14 protein-coding genes are annotated in these 18,160 nt (G+C 61.5%); 6 read left to right on the forward strand and 8 right to left on the reverse strand.

Annotated features, from left to right (window positions below; all coding sequences use genetic code 11):
• Positions 1 to 60 precede the first annotated feature (60 nt).
• Together BMZ42_RS08000 and BMZ42_RS08005 are read right to left on the reverse strand one after the other, a co-directional pair.
• Entirely contained in the window at positions 61 to 1,089 is a 1,029-nt protein-coding gene (locus BMZ42_RS08000) for a TRAP transporter substrate-binding protein (protein WP_091520793.1), read from the reverse strand.
• A gap of 115 nt (positions 1,090 to 1,204) precedes the next feature.
• Positions 1,205 to 1,948 (reverse strand): GntR family transcriptional regulator, encoded by a 744-nt coding sequence (locus tag BMZ42_RS08005; protein WP_091520795.1) that lies wholly within the window; start codon positions 1,946 to 1,948, stop codon positions 1,205 to 1,207.
• A gap of 587 nt (positions 1,949 to 2,535) precedes the next feature.
• Here BMZ42_RS08005 and leuA point away from each other — a divergent pair.
• From leuA to BMZ42_RS08030, 4 genes are all read left to right on the forward strand, one after another.
• Positions 2,536 to 4,200, forward strand: coding sequence for a 2-isopropylmalate synthase (gene leuA, locus BMZ42_RS08015; RefSeq protein WP_175556675.1), 1,665 nt, complete (start codon positions 2,536 to 2,538; stop codon positions 4,198 to 4,200).
• Positions 4,201 to 4,374: 174 nt separating this feature from the next.
• Positions 4,375 to 6,108, forward strand: a complete 1,734-nt coding sequence (locus BMZ42_RS08020; RefSeq protein WP_139207890.1) for a tetratricopeptide repeat protein — start codon at positions 4,375 to 4,377, stop codon at positions 6,106 to 6,108.
• 207 nt (positions 6,109 to 6,315) lie between these two features.
• Positions 6,316 to 7,071, forward strand: a complete 756-nt coding sequence (locus BMZ42_RS08025) for an alpha/beta fold hydrolase (protein ID WP_091520804.1) — start codon at positions 6,316 to 6,318, stop codon at positions 7,069 to 7,071.
• Positions 7,072 to 7,153: 82 nt separating this feature from the next.
• On the forward strand, positions 7,154 to 7,750 hold the full coding sequence (locus BMZ42_RS08030) for a hypothetical protein (protein ID WP_175556666.1): 597 nt from the start codon (positions 7,154 to 7,156) through the stop codon (positions 7,748 to 7,750).
• A gap of 167 nt (positions 7,751 to 7,917) precedes the next feature.
• On the opposite strand, the gene BMZ42_RS08035 is transcribed toward BMZ42_RS08030, so the two are convergent.
• Entirely contained in the window at positions 7,918 to 8,820 is a 903-nt protein-coding gene (locus tag BMZ42_RS08035) for a metallophosphoesterase family protein (RefSeq protein ID WP_091520808.1), read from the reverse strand.
• Between the two features lie 94 nt (positions 8,821 to 8,914).
• On the opposite strand from BMZ42_RS08035, the gene BMZ42_RS08040 reads away from it, so the two are divergent.
• Positions 8,915 to 9,430 (forward strand): NUDIX domain-containing protein, encoded by a 516-nt coding sequence (locus tag BMZ42_RS08040; RefSeq protein ID WP_244523201.1) that lies wholly within the window; start codon positions 8,915 to 8,917, stop codon positions 9,428 to 9,430.
• A 1-nt stretch (position 9,431) separates the two neighbouring features.
• Here the strand turns inward: BMZ42_RS08040 and BMZ42_RS08045 are convergent, their stop codons facing one another.
• Positions 9,432 to 10,418 (reverse strand): glutathione S-transferase family protein, encoded by a 987-nt coding sequence (locus BMZ42_RS08045; RefSeq protein ID WP_091520811.1) that lies wholly within the window; start codon positions 10,416 to 10,418, stop codon positions 9,432 to 9,434.
• A 272-nt stretch (positions 10,419 to 10,690) separates the two neighbouring features.
• Here BMZ42_RS08045 and BMZ42_RS08050 point away from each other — a divergent pair, with 272 nt between their 5' ends.
• Positions 10,691 to 11,239 (forward strand): GNAT family N-acetyltransferase, encoded by a 549-nt coding sequence (locus BMZ42_RS08050; RefSeq protein WP_091520813.1) that lies wholly within the window; start codon positions 10,691 to 10,693, stop codon positions 11,237 to 11,239.
• Positions 11,240 to 11,252: 13 nt separating this feature from the next.
• Here the strand turns inward: BMZ42_RS08050 and BMZ42_RS08055 are convergent, their stop codons facing one another.
• The 4 genes from BMZ42_RS08055 to BMZ42_RS08070 are packed head-to-tail and all read right to left on the reverse strand — an operon-like array spanning position 11,253 to position 18,067.
• On the reverse strand, positions 11,253 to 13,325 hold the full coding sequence (locus tag BMZ42_RS08055; RefSeq protein ID WP_091520816.1) for a hypothetical protein: 2,073 nt from the start codon (positions 13,323 to 13,325) through the stop codon (positions 11,253 to 11,255).
• 1 nt (position 13,326) lies between these two features.
• Complete coding sequence (locus tag BMZ42_RS08060) at positions 13,327 to 16,152, reverse strand: DUF4159 domain-containing protein (RefSeq protein WP_091520818.1); 2,826 nt, start codon at positions 16,150 to 16,152, stop codon at positions 13,327 to 13,329.
• Positions 16,152 to 17,060, reverse strand: a complete 909-nt coding sequence (locus BMZ42_RS08065) for a DUF58 domain-containing protein (RefSeq protein WP_091520821.1) — start codon at positions 17,058 to 17,060, stop codon at positions 16,152 to 16,154. The genes BMZ42_RS08060 and BMZ42_RS08065 overlap by 1 nt, the downstream gene beginning before the upstream one ends.
• A complete protein-coding gene (locus tag BMZ42_RS08070; protein WP_091520824.1) occupies positions 17,060 to 18,067 on the reverse strand; it encodes an AAA family ATPase in 1,008 nt (335 codons plus the stop codon). The genes BMZ42_RS08065 and BMZ42_RS08070 overlap by 1 nt, the downstream gene beginning before the upstream one ends.
• Positions 18,068 to 18,160 lie beyond the last annotated feature (93 nt).

An 18,160-nucleotide genomic window follows, 5' to 3' on the forward strand; every position in this document is an offset into this window, starting at 1 on the left:
AAAACCAGATGGTGATGGGCCGCACGAACGCGGCCCATCGAAAATCCGGCTATCCGATTGCTAGTTGGCTGTGTGTTTGTCGATCAGCGCAAGCGCGTCGTCGACCAGCGTTTGCCCTTCGAAACCCTTTGCGGTCATTTCGTCGACCCATGCCTTCACCAGCGGGGTGGCGGCATCTTTCCAGCGCTGCGTTTCCGTTTCGTCGAGCTGGACGATATTGTTTTTGGCTTCGGTCGCGATCTTCAAGCCCACCAGGTCGCCCTGATCCATCACGCGGCCAAGCTCAGCTGCCGTTTCAAGGCCGGAATTGTTATCGATGACTGTTTTCAAATCGTCTGGAAGCTTCTCGTAGGACGCCTGGTTCATGACGAATGCGAAGGTCTGGGTGTAGAGCCCATGCGTGCCGGAAAAGCTGGTGTGATTGGTCACGAGTTCCGAAATACGCAGCGACGGCGTGACTTCCCACGGCACCGTGGTTGCGTCGATCACGCCCTTGGAGAGTGCTTCGGACGTTGCTGGAACAGGCATGCCGACTGGCGTTGCACCCAGCGCTTCGAGCATCTGGTTGATGACCCGCGACCCACCACGGATTTTCAGACCCTTCATGTCTTCCAGCGAGTTGACCGGATTCTTGGAGTGAATCAGTCCGGGGCCGTGCGCATGCCAGGCCAGCACCTTCAGCCCGGAAAATTCGTCCATGCAGTGCTTCTGGCAATATTCATGGAACGCCTTTGAAGTGGCTTCTCCGTTGGTCATGAAGAACGGCAGTTCAAACGCTTCAGTCGTCGGGAAACGGCCAGGCGTATAGCCGATGACCGTCCAGATCAGATCCACGACCCCGTCGGTGACCTGATCGATCAGTTGCGGCGGGGTTCCACCCAGCGACATGGCGTCATAGCGCTCGATCTTGATGCGCCCGTTCGATTCCGCCGTCACTTTTTCCGCCCAGGGCGTCAGCGCGTTGGCGGGGATTGTCGCCTGCGCTGGCAGGAACTGATGCAGGCGCAGCGTTACTTCCTGCGCGTGCGCAGTCATCGTCAGCGCTGCCAATGCCGAGGTGGCCAGAAGCAATGTCTTGATGTTGTTCATCGATATTCTCCCTCCCAATAATGCCCAATCGTTCTATTCTGGAATCGCGCCCGTGAAAAACACTGCAGTGGATGGTTGGATCACTGCAGCGCTGTGGGCGCGTTATCGGTTGTCTTTAGTTGGAAACCAGCACCAGTCCGGGGACGCGTTGCATCAGCGCCGGGTCTTTGAGCACGAAGTCGAGATTGATCCGTGCAAGCCGGGCATGTTCGCGTGTCACGGCCTCTGCCCTGGCGCCTTCCCGCATTTCGATCGCGTGTGCAATCGCGCGATGTTGCATCTGGCCGAAGACTAGCGACGTGCGGAAGGCGGGAACGCTGGTCTGAGCGTTCAGAAAAGCGCTTGGACCCGAAAATGGCAGCTGCATCACGCGTTCCAGTTCGCGCTGGATGATCCGGCTGCCGGAAAGCTCGGCGATCATTTCATGAAATTGCGCGTTGAAGGCGATGTAGCCATCGAGGTCGAGCGTTTCCACCGGGCCGGTCACTGCGGCGTCGAGATCGCGGATGAGCTGCCGCAAATTTGCAAGACAGGACGGGGTAATGCCTCTTTCCGCGGCCAGGCGCGCTGCAGTGCCTTCCAGTACGCCCCGCAATTCGATCGCATCCGCTACATCCGCCACTGAAAACTGCCGCACGGCATAGCCGCCTGACGGGATGGCTTCGAGAATGCCCTCTTGTTCAAGGCGAGCCAATGCAGCGCGGATCGGCGTGCGGGAAATTCCCAGATGCTCACTGACACTGATCTCGGACAGCCGCTCGCCCGGTGCAATGGTCCCGGAGAAAACGAGGTCGCGCACCCCGAGCACACCTTTGAGAGTTTGCGAAGAAGCCTTTTCCGGGCGCACAGCATCGGCCATTTCCGGTCCCCTCAAATATGGTCCTGGTGACCATTGATAGTGTCATCGAGAACACCTCGATAGTGACTCGTTGGGAGTTTAGCATAAAGAGGTAAGCGATACATCTTGTATACAACCACCGGGCGGGAGCGTGGTCGGATGCCTGCAATCAGCCTGCGTCGTGTTTTTGGTAAGATACTGATTTTCATGAATTAAAATATGCTGACTGCGCCGTTGTCCGGTTGAGGCGCGGCGGGGAGGTGTGATCTTTTTTGGAGAAAAGCTTGCCATCTCACGCAGCGTCCTTTAAACAGCGCCTCATGACCAGACGCAGCGCCACCTTCATTTCCCGTCCGACCGCATTTGCGGGCGAGACCGCGCGCGCGCTCCTCTCCACCCTTCTTCTTCTCGGCCTTAGCGGCGATCGCCGGGCTCGCTGAAGGAGCACCCGGCGGTCGGATAGCCGCCGCTGGCGACTGCGCTCCTTGCTCGAACTGTGATACCGAAAAGAAGATTGGCGACTCAATACGACCGTGATGGCGTATGGCGCTCGAGGATGGATCATGAACGAACAGGCTCGAATTGTATCTGCAACCCGCTCCAAGGGCATGCCTGATGCAGCTACCAAATACATTCCCTACCCACTGATCGATCTGAAGGATCGCACCTGGCCGTCGAAGCGCATCGAGAAGGCGCCGATCTGGTGCTCTGTCGATCTGCGAGATGGCAATCAGGCGCTGGTCGACCCGATGGGCCACGACCGCAAGGCGCGCATGTTCAAGCTGCTCGTCGACATGGGCTTCAGGGAGATCGAGATCGGTTTCCCGTCCGCATCGCAGACAGACTTCGACTTCGCCCGCTGGTGTGTGGAAGAGGGCAATGTGCCCGACAATGTCGATCTGCAGGTGCTGGTGCAGTGCCGCCCGGAACTGATCACCCGCACGTTCGAAGCGCTTGAGGGCGCGAAGACGCCGATCATCCATTTCTACAACTCCACCAGTGAGTTGCAGCGCCGCGTGGTCTTCGCCAAGGACGTCGCCGGCATCAAGCAGATCGCCACCGATGCTGCCAAGATGATCATGGACATGGCGGCCAAGGCTGGTGGCGGCTACCGCTTCCAGTATTCGCCGGAGAGCTTCACCGGAACGGAGCTGGAGGTCGCACTCGAGATCTGCAGCGCCGTGACGGAGATCATCCAGCCGACCGCCGACAACAAGCTGATCATGAACCTGCCATCGACCGTCGAGATGGCGACGCCGAACATCTATGCCGACCAGATCGAATGGATGTGCCGTCAGCTCGACAATCGCGAAAACCTGATCATTTCCCTGCATCCCCACAATGATCGCGGCACCGGCATTGCGGCGACGGAGCTTGGCCTGATGGCCGGTGCGGATCGCGTCGAAGGCACGCTGTTCGGCAATGGCGAGCGCACCGGCAATGTCGATGTCGTCACGCTGGCGCTCAACATGTACACGCAGGGCGTCGATCCGGAGCTGGATTGCACCGACATCAATCGCATGAAGGATGTCTACGAATATTCGAACCAGATGAAGATTGGTGAGCGTCATCCCTATGTCGGCGAGCTGGTCTACACCGCGTTCTCCGGCTCGCATCAGGATGCGATCAACAAGGGTATGAAGGCGATCAAGACGTCGAATACCGGCCTGTGGGAAGTTCCCTATCTGCCGATCGACCCGCAGGACGTTGGCCGCGATTATGAGGCGATCATCCGGATCAATTCGCAGTCGGGCAAGGGCGGCATCGCCTATGTCCTTCAGGCAGATTACGGCCTGAACCTGCCGCGCAATCTGCAGATCGAGTTCAGCCAGCTCATCCAGAACATCACCGATGAAGAAGGCAAGGAAGTGCTGGCCAAGCGCATCCATGAGATCTTCATGGCGACCTATGTCGAGCAGCCCGGCGCGCGGATCACATTTGTCGATCACACCACCTATCCCGACACGCAGACGAAGGGCCGCAGGGTTCTGGAGGCGGTGATCCTGGATGGCGGCAAGGAAGTCACCATCACGGGCAATGGTACAGGTCCGATCGATGGCTTCGTCGATGCCTTGTCGCGTCATGTCGGAATTGATCTGTCGGTTCTCGATTACTCCGAGCATTCGCTACAGCGTGGGTCGGATGCTGCCGCAGTCAGCTATGTCGAGGTCGAGCACCCCGGCGGTCGCATCTATGGCGTCGGCATGAACACCAACATTGTCGCTGCTTCGCTTGAGGCGGTTGTTTCGGCGGCAAACCGCATCCTTGCCTGATCCTTTGTGATCTGATCCCTCTGCCGATCGTCATTGTCGGCGGAGGGCATCTTTCCTTGCAATCTTCCCGTTCCTGATCCCTTGGCGGTGCGCTCGTGGCGCTGGCGCTTGCCCACCGCGCACTGGGCTGTATGATCGGTGGCCCTTGTCCTTGTTGCTTGGGAAGGATGGAGCTTGCGGTCGTTTATGCCCCCCGCCGCACAGATCCGCGAGGCGTTGCAGCGTGTCGTGTCGAGCGATGCGTTCGCCAGAAGTGAACGTGCTCGTGATTTGCTGCGTTACCTCGTCGAACAGGATCTCGCCGGACATGCGGATCGCCTGAAGGGCTATTCGATCGCAGTCGACGTTTTTGGCAAGGATGCGTCGTTCGATCCGTCGACCGACACTGTCGTGCGCGTACAGGCGGGGCGTCTGCGTGAACTTTTGCAGCAATATTACGCTGGCGAAGGGGCGCACGATCTGGTCCGCATAACCGTCCCGCGTGGAAGTTACGTTCCCCTCTATGTCGCGGCTGATGACGATGCGGCCCTAGCCTTTCCCGAGACGGCATCGGTTGAAACGCCTGCAGAAGAAGGGCAGGTGACGTCACTTTCTCCCCGCATCTCGGCAGCTGACGGACGCAGGTCGTGGATCGCCTATGGCTTCGGGGCGCTGTTTCTTGCCGGCGTCATGGTCGGGACCGTTTTGCAATGGGGCGGTGGATCGAAGGCCGTTCCTGAAGTTCAGGCTGCCGACGTGCCATCCGTTCCGCAGGCAATGAAAAGTGGGCCTTCCTCAGTGCGTCAGCAATTGCCTGCAATCTATCTGAAGGTTGCTGGCAAAAGCGAGGCGGCGGAAACGCTGGCGGCGGTGTTTCGTCGGGGCCTTGCTGGCTTCGATACGGTGAGTTTCATCGCGCGCGAGCCGGATTCTCTAAGTGGTTCCACGCATCCCAAGACAGATTTCGTCTTCACGCTGAAGAGCGACGCTGATGATGTCGTCCATATCGAACTGCAGAACATTGCCAGTGGCACGGTCTTGCTGTCGCGCAATCTCGAGGTGAAGGATCGCCCGCAAAATCAGATCGAGGACGAGGTTGCAGACCTGCTGACCTCCGTCACGCCGGTGTCGGGAATCCTTTTTGCCGGCGTTGCACAAGATGGTGCCGAGACACCGCTGATCCGCTGCCTGATCCTCAATGAACTGTTCTATCGCAACCCGAATGCGACGGCGCATCAGGAAGTGTATGCCTGTCTTCAGGAGTTCGTCACAGGTGAGCTTACGTCCTCGCTTGCCTATTCCGAGCTGGCTGGTCTGCATATGCAGGCGATTGCTGCACGCTATGAGCATCTGAAAGATGCTTCCGAGGCACAGGCATTGGCGTTTGCGCGCATGGCGGTTCAGTTCGGGCCGAACAGTCCTTACGCACATCGCTCGATGGGCTATGTCCTGTCGCGCTCGTCCACACCCGACGAAGCGATGCGGTGGACGCGCAAGGCCTACGAACTCAACATGTTCGATCTGGGTATGGCGGCGTCCTACGGCTACGAACTCATCTTCGACGGCCTCTATGACGAGGGTACTCCGATCCTCAAGCGTGCTGTGCAGGCTGCAAGTGCGCATCCGCCATGGTGGGACTATGGTCTGGCGCTGGGGCAATTGATGCGAAACGAGCTGCGTGAGGCGGCCAATGCGGTGTCGGTTCTGTCCGCAAGTCCACGAGCGCATTATCGCGCGCTTCGCCTTGTCGTCGCTCATGAGCTTGACCGGCAGAGCGAGGTAGAGGGGCTGCTCGAACAGATTCGGGTCGGCAACAAGAGTTTCGTCGCCGATCCGCTCGGTTTTTTCCGACGCGGGCTTTACCCGGAAGATTTGACCGAGCGCCTGATGCAGTCACTGACACATGCAGGGCTTCTCGACGCCAGCTGAAGGCGGGGATAATCGCCTTCCGAGCTTTACGCGCCGGGAATGTCATGAAACCTTGTGCGCCTGTTGGAGCAGTTCCAGCAAAGTGCGACGCGGTTTTTGCGTGCGGAATTGCATGGAGCGACTCTGAAAGATCGCGACGCGCTTTACGCGTCAGAGCGTCTGCGCGTTTCGAAAAAATGCGGACGTGCCCTAGGGTGGAGGAATTGGATGTCGTTGTTTGCGCGCGCCGAAGGAAATGGCGCTGAAACCCTGGTGCTTCTGCACGGCTTTGGCGGAACCCACCATGTCTGGGACGACATCGCGCCTGTTCTGGCGCAAAGCGCAGCCGTTCTTCGATATGACCTGCCGGGACATGGCGGCTCGTTGGACTATCCCGACGCCGGGACGCCGAAAGTTGCAGCACAAGCGATTTTGGCGGATTTGGCGGAGCGCGGCATCACGCGCGCGCATTTCATAGGTCACTCGATGGGTGGCGCGATCGCTTCGCTGATTGCGATCCTTCAACCGCAGATCGTTGCATCCCTGACGCTGTTGTCACCCGGCGGTTTTGGCCCCGACATCAACCATCGGCTGCTGACCCGCTATGCAGCGGCACGCCAGCGCGATCAGCTCGAAGGCTGTCTGGAAGCGATGTATGGTTGGTACTCGGTCGTTCCGGAAAATGCAGTTGCCGATGCGTTGCGCGCACGTGCGGTTCCGGGGCAGGTGGAAATGCTTGAACGCATGGCCGGAGGAATGGTGCGCGACGGCAAGCAGGGGCAGTTGCCGCTCGACCGGCTGGCCTCTCTCGATGCGCGGGTGCGGCTGTTGTGGGGTGGCCTCGATAACGTTCTGCCGTTCCGCCAGACGATGGGCCTGCCTGCACAGATCGAGGTCCATGCCTTGCCGGATATCGGCCATATGCTGCCGAATGAGGCGCGTGACGAGGTGATTGCACTGGTGCGGGATGCCGCCGGTCTTTGAACGCTTTTCACCCCGACATCGCGCCGTGTTTTCGCCTTAACGTTGTGTTAACGGTGATTTCCTGCGCAGTGGAGTCGGGCGGATGCACGAGCCTGTAGAGATGACCGGTCGTCCGGAAACGGAAGGACGCCTTGCGGCCACGATCCGCGAGGTGAAGAACGCCTATGCTGATCGCGATGATGTCGTGGTCGACATTCGCGAGGGCCAGCTGACCCGCCTGGAATTGCTTGCCGACGATCTCAAGCCGGTCTTTGGTGAGATTCCCGCCGACGATGACCGTTTCGATCTCGCGATTTCCGCTGGCTCTCAGCCGCGTCTGTGGATCGATGCGGTGGCGCATGTCACCATGGCACGTGATCGCCGCACCTATCGCTTTCTGCGCGACACCCATCTTGGCCGCGTCGTGTTGATTGAGAGTTCTGACATTGCGCGCGTAACCGACCAGGTTACACGCTACATCGCCGGGCGCATTATCGAGCGTAACCGCATGCTGGAGGGCGATTTTCAGAACGAGCAAGTGCAGCGGCTTTATCGCGCCGGGACGGCACCGGACGAAGAGGTAAAGCCGAGAAGCCGCACTTTTCTGCAGGGCGCGTGGATGATTGTACTTGGCGCGATGGTCGGCATGCTGATCGTGCTTCTGTTTGCACGGGCAGTGGGCGCTTCTTTTCTGTTCTAAGCATGTCTCCCGAAAGTGGGAACCGGTTTCGGGATAAAGACATGCGCGAAGACAAGAGCATGTCCCCCGAAAGTGGGAACCGGTTTCGGGATAAAGACATGCGTGAAGACAAGAAACTGAAACGCTAGGCGCGAATCTGCAAGATCGCGACGCGCGTTAGCCCTGCATCAGCGCGACAGCGTCTCGGTCGCGATCGTATGAACCGCCGAATTGTCGTTGGTGATGCCGCGTCGGGTCAGCTCGATACGCCAGCCCTGATTGCTACGTTCTATCTCAAGCAGGTTGTGCTGTGCTGCGGGTTTGCTGCCATTGGGGGCCTGTCCGGCAGCGGCAACGCCCACCACCGGCACGTCGCGTTCGAGCCCTTCGATGCGGTGGGTGGTTGGCAGATGCGTGTGGCCATGCAGAACGAGCTCTGCGCCATGTTGGCGGATCACCTTCTGGAACAAGCCGATCCCGAGCAGCCGCTTGTGGGCAGGCGCCGCGCCGCGCACGGGCGGATGGTGGATCATGATCACGCGGCACAGTTTGTTCGCCCGTGCCTCGTCCAGCATCGCACCCAATCGTTCGGCCTGCTTGTCGCCGAAGAAGCCGCTGGCCATGAATGGTGCAGTTGCGCGTGCCGACGAGACGCCGATCAGCGCGACGTCGTCCCGCACTCTCATATATGGAAACGTGCCGCGTCGTGCAGGTTCGACCTGTCCGTCGCCATGCATCCACGGGCCCCATGCTGCGCACGCCTTGTCGAGCGCCTTGGGCACATAGGCGTCATGGTTTCCGGGCACTACCGAAACGTCGTCGGGGTTGCCGAGGCTCTCCAGCCATAGTCGCGACAACGTCACTTCACCGTCGAGCGCAAGGTTGATCAGGTCGCCGGTCACTGCAATGTGGCTGGGGCTCGCAGCTTTCAGGTCGGCGACAATGTTGTCGATAACGCCTTCATGCAGGTTGGAACTGCGATTGCGCCGCCAGTTTATGTAGCCGGTGATCCGTTTGGAGATGAGATCGCGGTAGGCGGGGGCCGGAAGCGGGCCAAGATGAATGTCTGAAATATGGGCAAGCCTGAACATCGTGCTTGTTTAGAGCATCATTTGTGAAAGATATATCGTGTTCTGGCCTGAAATAACGCAAATAGGACATCGAACCGTAGCGAGGGGGCAAGACGTGGGCTTCGACACTGACGAACGCGCGAAATCGAAAGCCGCCTCTGGAGCGCCACGGTGGGCGCGCCTGCGCTCGCGTTTGTTCCACCTATGGTTTCTCCTGCGCCGGCCGATGACGCTGGGTGTGCGCGGTATCATCTACGACCGTGCCGGCGATCGCGTTTTCCTCATCCGCCATACTTATGTGCCGGGCTGGCAGTTGCCCGGCGGCGGCGTGGAAAGCGGAGAGACGATGCTTGAGGCGCTGCGGCGCGAGGTCGTTGAGGAGTGCAATGTCGAGATTGCCGGTCAGCCGCTTCTGAAGTCGGTGCATCTCAACCTGCAGGCAAGCCGGCGCGACCACGTCGCCGTCTATCTGATCGAGGATTTTCGCGTGCTTGGCGCAAAACAGCCCGACATGGAAATTGCGGAAGCAGGCTTTTTTCCACGCGCATCCTTGCCCGACGCCACGACGCCTGCCACCCGCCGCCGGCTGGCCGAGCTTTTCGAGGGCGCGGCGCCAGCGGCGTATTGGTAGTTCATTTGCCTGTCCCAAAGCGGTCGCGGTCATGCGGCCCGCTGAAATCGAGATCAGGGCCCTTTGGCACGATCCGCGTCGGGTTGATCATGTTGTGACTGGCGTAATAATGCGCCTTGATGTGCAGCATATCGACAGTCTCGGCGATGCCCGGCGTCTGATACAGATCGCGCAGATAGTTTGACAGGTTCGGATAGTCGCTGATCTCGCGCAGATTGCACTTGAAATGCCCGTAATAGACCGCATCGAACCGGATCAGCGTCGTGAAAAGACGCCAGTCCGCTTCCGTCATCGTGTTGCCGATGAGGTAGCGGCTGCGTGACAGACGATCCTCCAGTTCATCGAGGCCGGCAAACAGCTCGTCGAAAGCTTCTTCATAGGCTGCCTGTGTCGTGGCGAAGCCGGTGCGATAGACGCCGTTGTTGATCGCTGGATAGATCCGCTCGTTGATCGCATCGATCTCGCCGCGCAAGGTCAGCGGCGACAGATCGAGCGAAGCATCGCCCCATTCGTCGAAGGCGCTGTTCAGCATGCGGATGATTTCCGACGACTCGTTGGAGACGATGGTCTGCTCCTTCTTGTCCCACAGCACCGGCACGGTCACGCGGCCCGAATAGCTGGGGTCGGCGCGGGTATAGATCTGGTGCAGAAAATCCGAGCCGTAGAGCGAGTCGCCCGTCGCACCGTCTTCCTTGAGGAAGGTCCAGCCATTTTCGGCCATGTAGTGATGGACGATGTCGACCGAGATCACATCCTCAAGCTTCTTGAGCTTGCGAAAGATCAGGGTGCGGTGCGCCCACGGACAGGCAAGCGACACGTAGAGGTGATAGCGGCCTGGCTCCGCCTTGAAGCTGCGCGTGCGCCCCTCGGCTGGCGCGCCATCGACCGTCACCCAGTCGCGGAACTGCGCCACCGAGCGCTCGAAACGTCCATCATTCTTGGTATCGTACCATACGTCTTTCCAGACGCCTTCCACCAGCATGCCCATAGCTATCTCCATTCGTTCCGGCAAAAATAGGGGGCGGAAGCGGCTTTGATAATCGTGTTTGCGCTGAACAGTTCGTCACCCGTTGACAAATGGCCGTTGCGATAGGCTGAATTTGGTGGTAGCCGGGGGTTCGTCAGGATTGTCCTGACAAGGAAAGAGAAGTTGACGACAATCCGTTTAGAGCGACGACGAATGAGCTGAAGCGCCCCTGGGGCGCCGGTGGCCTTTGCTGCCCGGACCATTTGACTGATCTACGGTACGGATATTCGACAATGAACGCTCTTGACGTCACTTATGTGCCGGAACTTCCCGCACACGATCTCGAAATCGAAGAAATCAACGCGGAGGCCTTTGGTCCCGGTCGTTTCGTGCGCGCTGCCTATCATATTCGCGAGGGCGGCCCGCATTGTCGGGATCTGTCATTCGTCGCATTGGTGGACGGGGCGGTTATCGCTTCCGTGCTGATGACGCCGATTGCCGCGGGTGAGGGCAGGGCGCTGTTACTGGGTCCGCTGGCAGTTCGTCCGGCCTACAAGAACCTTGGCATTGGCAGGAAACTCGTTGCCATCGCGCTTGAAGCTGCGCGCAAGGATGGCTGGCCGCTTGTTATCCTGATCGGCGATGCGCCGTACTACATGCCGCTCGGCTTCAACAAGGTCGTTCCTCGTGGGCAGTTGCAGATGCCGCGCCCGGTGGATCCGACCCGTGTTCTCGCCTGCGAGTTGGTTGAAGGTGCGCTGGAAGCATTCGTCGGCGAAGTCGTTCACGCAGATCAGGCACGCACCTCTTCTGCGCGTGCGACGCATATCGCGGCTGAATAGCGTTTCGCGTCGATCAGCGTCCTTCGCGATACCACATCGAGCCAAGCGCCAGCAGAAGCAGCGCCAGTCCGAAGAAGCCACCGAACAACGGAACTCTTGAAACCGAGCGCAGCACGCTGTCATTCGTTGTGCGTAGCCCGATCCAGTCACGGCCCGTCGCGCTGGCAGTAGCGCGCACCGGCACCGGATTGGGCAATGTCAGACTACCGGAGGCGGTTTTGCCTATCCGGCGGATACTGCCGCGGCTCGTCTCGGCCACTGGCTGCAGGATTTCTGCGGTCGAAACGGTGTCCTGAAATTCCGGCGCGTTGATCGGTCCGACATGGGCCAGCGTTGTCAGGTCGCCATTGCCGATCTGATAGAGTCCGATTTCGCTGGTTTCGAGACTGGCCGTAAACTGGCCGGGCGAGGCGGGCGCGAGCGCAACTTCCGTCGATTTGCCGCTTGGTGAAATCACCGTTGCGCGGCCCGGATCGTCACTCATCGTCTGACGCGTGATGTCCAGCATCATGCCGCGCCCCGCCGCAGTCAGACGCTCCTCTTCAAGCTCCGGTTCCTTCATCAGCCAATGGGCCATGCGGCGGTAGAGCGAGACATGCGGGCCGCCGCCTTCAAAGCCGCGCGCCCACAGCCAGCCCTGATCGGACAAAAGCATCCCGACCCGGCCTTCGCCGCGTCGATTGAGGACCAGCAGGGGGCGCTCGTCCGCCGCCTTCATCACGACTTCGCCATCCGGTTGCTGGATGTCGATCACCCGGAACCACCGGCTCCAGTTCGGCGGTTCGGCGGTCGAGCCCTCAAGGCCGCGCGTCACCGGATGCCGCTCGCCAAGCTCTGTCAGGCGCGGATAAAAGCCTTCCTCGATCACGTTTCCGGTTGGCATCGCCGGCAGCGCCGACATTAGCGGCGTGCGCGCGATCGACTGGCCAGACGCATATTCAGGTCCGGCTGCAACCAGCAAAGCGCCACCATTCTCCACATATTCCGCAATGTAGTCGTAATAGAGGATCGGCAGCACGTCGCGGTGCTGGTAGCGGTCGAAGATGATGAGGTCGAAATCGTTGATCCGCTCGACGAACAGTTCGCGCGTCGGAAACGCAATCAGCGACAGTTCATGGATCGGCGTGCCGTCCTGCTTCTCGGGTGGACGCAGAATCGTGAAATGGATGAGATCGACCGAAGCGTCCGACTTCAGAAGATTGCGCCAGGTGCGCTCGCCCGCATGCGGCTCGCCTGAAACCAGCAGCACCCGCAGGTTTTCGCGGATGCCTTCAACCATGGCGATGGTGCGGTTGTTGGTGTCGGTCAGTTCGCCCGGTGTCTGATCGATCGCCAGTTCGACGATGTTCTTTCCCGCATTCGGCACGATCAGTTCGAGCGGCATTTCTTCGCCGGTAACGGCCCGATGCACCGCGATCTGCTGCCCGTTCACGAGAATGCGCACGGCAACTTCTTGCGACGAGCCGTCGGTCGAGATCACCCGGTAGGTCATGTCGATGGCGCGGCCGACAATGCCGAAACGGGGCGCACGTTCAAACTGGATGCGGCGGTCGAATTCTTCTTCATCGCCGGTCAGCAACACATGCAGCGGTCCCAGTGCGGGTTCTGCCTGTGCTGGCGCGTCATGCACCTGTCCGTCGGTGATCATGATCGAGCCAGCAATGCGCGAGGGTGGCACATCACGCAAAGCATTGCCCAGCGCACCGAACAGACGTGTCTGGGTGCCATCGTCGGCGGCATCGGCACGTCCTGCCTCGACCACGCGCACGTCGAACTGCGGAAAGCGTGCCAGCCGCGCCTGCATTTCTGCAAGCGCCCGGTCCGTCACGTCGTTGCGGTCGCCGATGTCCTGGCTCTGGCTGCGGTCGACGACGACAGCGACAACGCTTTGCAGCGGGTCGCGCTGTTCTTCCAGCAGCACCGGATTGGCCAGCGCCACGGCAAGCGCGCCGAGTGCCGCGATGCGCATCAGGCTGCCGCGTTTGCGCAGCACCAGACCGACGAGAACCAGCAGGGCGACCGGGACAAGGGTCAGGGCGAGCCATGTCCACGCGATCAGCGGTTCGAATGTAACGGACCAGTTCATCTCACTGCCCCAGCCGTTCGAGCAGTGCCGGAACGTGCACCTGATCGGATTTGTAATTGCCGGTCAGCATGTAGATCATGATGTTGACGCCCGCACGATAGGCAAGGACGCGCTGCATCGGGTCTGCGGGCACGGTCGGGAACATTGGAAAGCCGGACGCATCCAGCGCCCAGGCGCCGGCCAGATCGTTCGCGGTGATCATGATCGGCGTGACGCCGTCGCCGGTGCGCACCGGACGGTCTTCGCTGCGCTGCGCATCAAGCGACGCCTCGACCCATAGCGGGCTGCCGGAATAGCGGCCGGGAAAGTCGGGCATGATGAAGAAGGTCTTGGTCAGCACATGGTCTGCCGGCACCGGCTCCAGCGGCGGCACATTCATCGCCGACAGGATCTGGCGCAGGCGCTGGGTTGCAGGGCTCGTCGAACCCGCATCAAAGCCGGTGGAAAACTGGTCGCGCGTGTCGAACAGAACCGTTCCCCCCTGACGCATATAGGCGTCGACATGGCCAAGCGCCTGTTCTGACGGCAGCGGCGCGCCGGGATCGATCGGCCAGTAGATCAGGGGATAGAAGGCGAGTTCGTCGCTTTCGAGATCGACGCCTGCCGGCTCCCCCGGCTCCAGCGCGGTCTTGTCGATCAGGTAGCGCGTCAGGCCCGACAGACCGGCGCGGCTGACATTGTCGATGGAGGAATTGCCGGTGATGACATAGGCGATGCGCGTCTGGCTGATCGCCTGGATTGCGGCGTCATCACTCGTCTGCCGCTCCTGCGCGAGGGCTGGCGAGAGGGCAGAGGCCAGCATCAAACCCGACAACGAAAGCGCGAGCACTGCCATGCTGCTGGTGGCGGCACGGGATCGCCGCGCAAATGCACCGCCCATCCACAACACCGCCAGCGTGTCGAGCAGCATCAGCGCGATTGCCAGCGCGATCAGTGGCCCCTTCAGGTCGACCGCCTCGTCGAAGGCATAGGTCGCCTCGGTGATCGGTAAGGCGGTCTGGGGTTTGACGATGGGCGTCAGCACGGCGTCGGCTGGCAACAAATTGTGGGCGACGAAGCCTTCGTCCGTGCCGTAGAAGCCCGGCGGGTTTTCGATGGTCACCGCAGGCGCGCCGTCTGCAAATGACAATGGGCGCGCGTCGGGTCCGGGCGGCACCAGCAGGCCCTCGGCGCTGATCATGCGATAGGGCGCCAGCGAAGCAGCCTTGTTGCCGTCGGCGCCGGCATCGATGCGGCCCTGATTGCGCGATAGTTGCACGATGCGTCGCAGCATTTCCACGAACGACCCCGAAATCGGCAGGTTCGACCACGTCGCCTCGGGCGTGATGTGAAACAGAACCAGCGTTCCATCGCCGCGCGAAGCACCGGTCACCAGCGGTGTGCCGTCCGCCAGATTTGCCCAGGTCAGGTCGGCGAGATCCGATGTCGGCTCGGCGAGCACCTGCCGCGACACGGTGACTTCGCTCGGTGGTGCGAGATCGGAAAATGGTCCGGTGGCGGGGAATTCGGTCACCGGCTGCGGCTCGGTCCACGACAACGTTCCGCCCAGCGCCCGTTGCCCGATGCGCAATCGTACCGGCAGAAGCTCATCGTCGTTGCCTGCAGCTGCAAGGCGTGATCCGGCAAACCGGACCAGCGTGCCGCCGTCATTCAGCCATTCGATCAGTTCGTCGCGGGCAGCGTCCGGGATGGTGCCGACATCGGCCATGACGATCATCGCGGGACGTTGCGCAAGGATTTCCGGGATGGCGGTCGAAAGATCGGCATCGGACGCTTCGACCAGATCCGAAAACGGCTCCATCGCGCGGCGGATATAGTAGAGCGGCGACAGAAGCGGCTGCGCGCCTTCCGTCTCGGCCTGTGAGATCAGGCCGACGCGGCGACGCTTGGAGTTTTCATCGAGCAGGCGCACTGCGGCGGCCTGGCGCTCTCCGTCGATCGAGACCGACACAAAATCGTTGCGCAGTTCGAACGGCACCCTGAACTGCGCCACCGTCTGCGCTGCTCCCGCGTCAAAGCTTGCCATCGTCTCCGCGATCCGTCGTCCCTGATTGTCATAGCCGCCGAGCGTCACCTGTCGTGGCAGCGCGTCGCTCGTCGCCCGGACCGCGGTCACGGTCAACGCTTCTGCCGGGTTGTCGCTGCTGGCCAGCCCCACCACACTCACTGCGGTCGGCGCTACCCATGTCAGGCTGGCCGCATTGCCTGAAAGCAGGGCCGAGAACGCCGCCTCGTCGGCGTCGCTTGCCAGCCCGTCAGACAACACCGCGATGTTGGCTCCCGGCAGCGCTTCAAGAGCCTGCGCCACCCGCGCATAGATCGCGGCGCGGTTGACCGGCACCGGCTGGGGCTTTGCCGCGGCAAGATGCTCGCGCGCGATTGCCGCGTCGAAGGGGCCGATCTCGGCGTTGCTGCGCCCTGCCGTGAAGGCGAGGACAACGGGTTGCCCGGCATCGCTGGCGTCGCCAATCAACCGCTCGGCGGTGGCAACGCGCACGTCCCAGTCGGGTGCGCTCGCCCAGCCATTGTCCATGACGATGGCAAGGGCGTTGCCGCTGGTCGTCGCCGTCTCGCGTTGGTTGAGCACAGGCTCGGCCAGCGCAAAGATGATCAGCGCTGCCATCAACAGGCGCAGCAAGGTCAGCCACCACGGGCTTTGATGCGGCGTTTCTTCGCTCTTGAGCACGCGTGCCAAAATGCGCAGCGGCGGAAACACTTCTTCCTGCGGGCGCGGCGGCGTCAGCCGTAGCAGCCACCAGATCGCCGGCAGCGCCAGAAGCCCGATCAGCACGGCGGGCAAGCCGAAGGAGAGCGGCAGGAAGCCCATCACACCGCTCCGATCCCGGCATCAGCACTCAGCGCCAGATGAACTTTGGCCAGAGCTTCCGATGCGAGCCTGTCGGTGTGGTTGACCGTGTAGCTCCAGCCGAGTTTGCGACACCAGGCCGACAATTCCTCCCGCCGCGCGTTGTAGATCAGGCGGTACTCTTCAGCGAGCGTTTCAGCGCGCCCTGCGGTCAGCTTCGCCCCGGTCTCCGGGTCGCTGAACTCGGTGCGACCGGAATAGGGGAAGCTCTCTTCAGCGGGGTCGGCGACTTCGATCAGATGCGCGCGCACGCCGCGCTGCGCGAGCGTGTCGAGCCATTCCTTTGTTTCCTCAATCGGGTCGAGAAAATCGCTGGCAAGGATGATGTCACTGAAACGGCGCGGCGGCAGCAGGTTGGGGCGTGCCGGCAGGTCTGGCGCGTGCATCAGCCGCGCGGCAATGCGTTCCGCGCCATTGCGGGCTGTCATCGGATCGGTCAGGCCAGGCCAGGCGATGCGCTCGCCGCCGCGCGACAGCAACTCCGCCAGCGCCAGAACGAGCACCAGCGCGCGCGCTTCCTTTGAGACGTGTGCCGCGCGGGATTTGTAAAGCATGGACGGCGACTGGTCGGCCCACAGCCACACCGTGTGGGCAGCTTCCCATTCCTGATCGCGGACATAGATATGGTCGTCGCGCGCCGAGCGTCGCCAGTCGATGCGCGACATCGTTTCGCCCTCGACATAGGGGCGGAACTGCCAGAAATTTTCGCCGATGCCGCGCCTGCGCCGTCCGTGCCAGCCCGAAATCACCGTGTTGGTGACGCGGCGCGCCTCCACCAGAAGATCGGGGATCAGCGCGGCGCGTTGACTGGCACGCGCCAGAGCGTCGCGTGAGGCAACGTGAGCAGCTGCCTCGCCAATGCGCGCCATCAGCCGGTCGCCTTCACCAGCTGGGCGATCACATCGCGGACGCTGATGCCTTCGGCGCGCGCGGCGAAAGTCAGCGCCATGCGGTGTTGAAGCACCGGCTCGGCCAGTGCGCGCACGTCATCGACTGAAGGTGCAAGCCGTCCATCATAGAGCGCGCGGGCGCGGGCGCACAGGGTCAGCGCCTGACTGGCGCGCGGACCGGGGCCCCATGCGACGTGGCGGTCCGTCTCGGCATTGCCTTGGCCCGGTCGTGCGGAGCGCACCAGCGACAGGATCGCATCGACCACACTGTCCGGCACCGGCATGCGGCGAATCAGCGTCTGGATTTCCTTGAGGCGCGCGGCAGTCAGCACAGGCTGGGCAACCGCGTTGGCGACGCCCGTCGTCTCCAGCAGGATACGTCGCTCGGCATCAAGATCGGGATAGAGGATGTCGACCTGCATCAGGAAACGGTCGAGCTGCGCCTCGGGCAGCGGATAGGTGCCTTCCTGTTCCAGCGGGTTCTGGGTTGCCAGAACGTGGAACGGCGAAGGCAGGTCGTGCCGTTCGCCGGCGACTGTGACGTGATATTCCTGCATCGACTGCAGCAGCGCGGATTGCGTGCGCGGCGAGGCGCGGTTGATCTCGTCGGCCATCAGCAACTGCGCGAAAAGGGGGCCGGGGATGAACCGGAACGACCGGCGGCCGTTCTCGTCCTGATCCATCACTTCCGAACCCAGAATGTCCGAAGGCATCAGGTCGGGCGTGAATTGGATGCGCCGTCCATCGAGACCCAGAACGATCCCAAGCGTTTCGACCAGCTTGGTCTTGGCCAACCCCGGCACGCCGACCAGCAGCGCATGCCCGCCAGCCAGCAGCGCGACGAGGGTGCGTTCAATGACGCTTTCCTGGCCGAAGATGACGGTGCCGACGGCTTCGCGAACCCTCGCAATATCGGCGAGCGCGGCTTCGGCCTGCGCGATCATTTCACTGTCGCTGAGAGCTTGTTGCGGGGCGGTTGCATTCATGAAGTGTCCGGTCCCTACCAGTTGCGGAAAGCGCGTTGCGGATGTGATAACTCAGGATCAGGCCCACGACCAGACACCGACCCGTGTCCTTGC

The sequence above is a fragment of the Aquamicrobium aerolatum DSM 21857 genome (assembly GCF_900113935.1).
In the GTDB taxonomy this organism is placed as follows: Bacteria; Pseudomonadota; Alphaproteobacteria; order Rhizobiales; family Rhizobiaceae; genus Aerobium; species Aerobium aerolatum.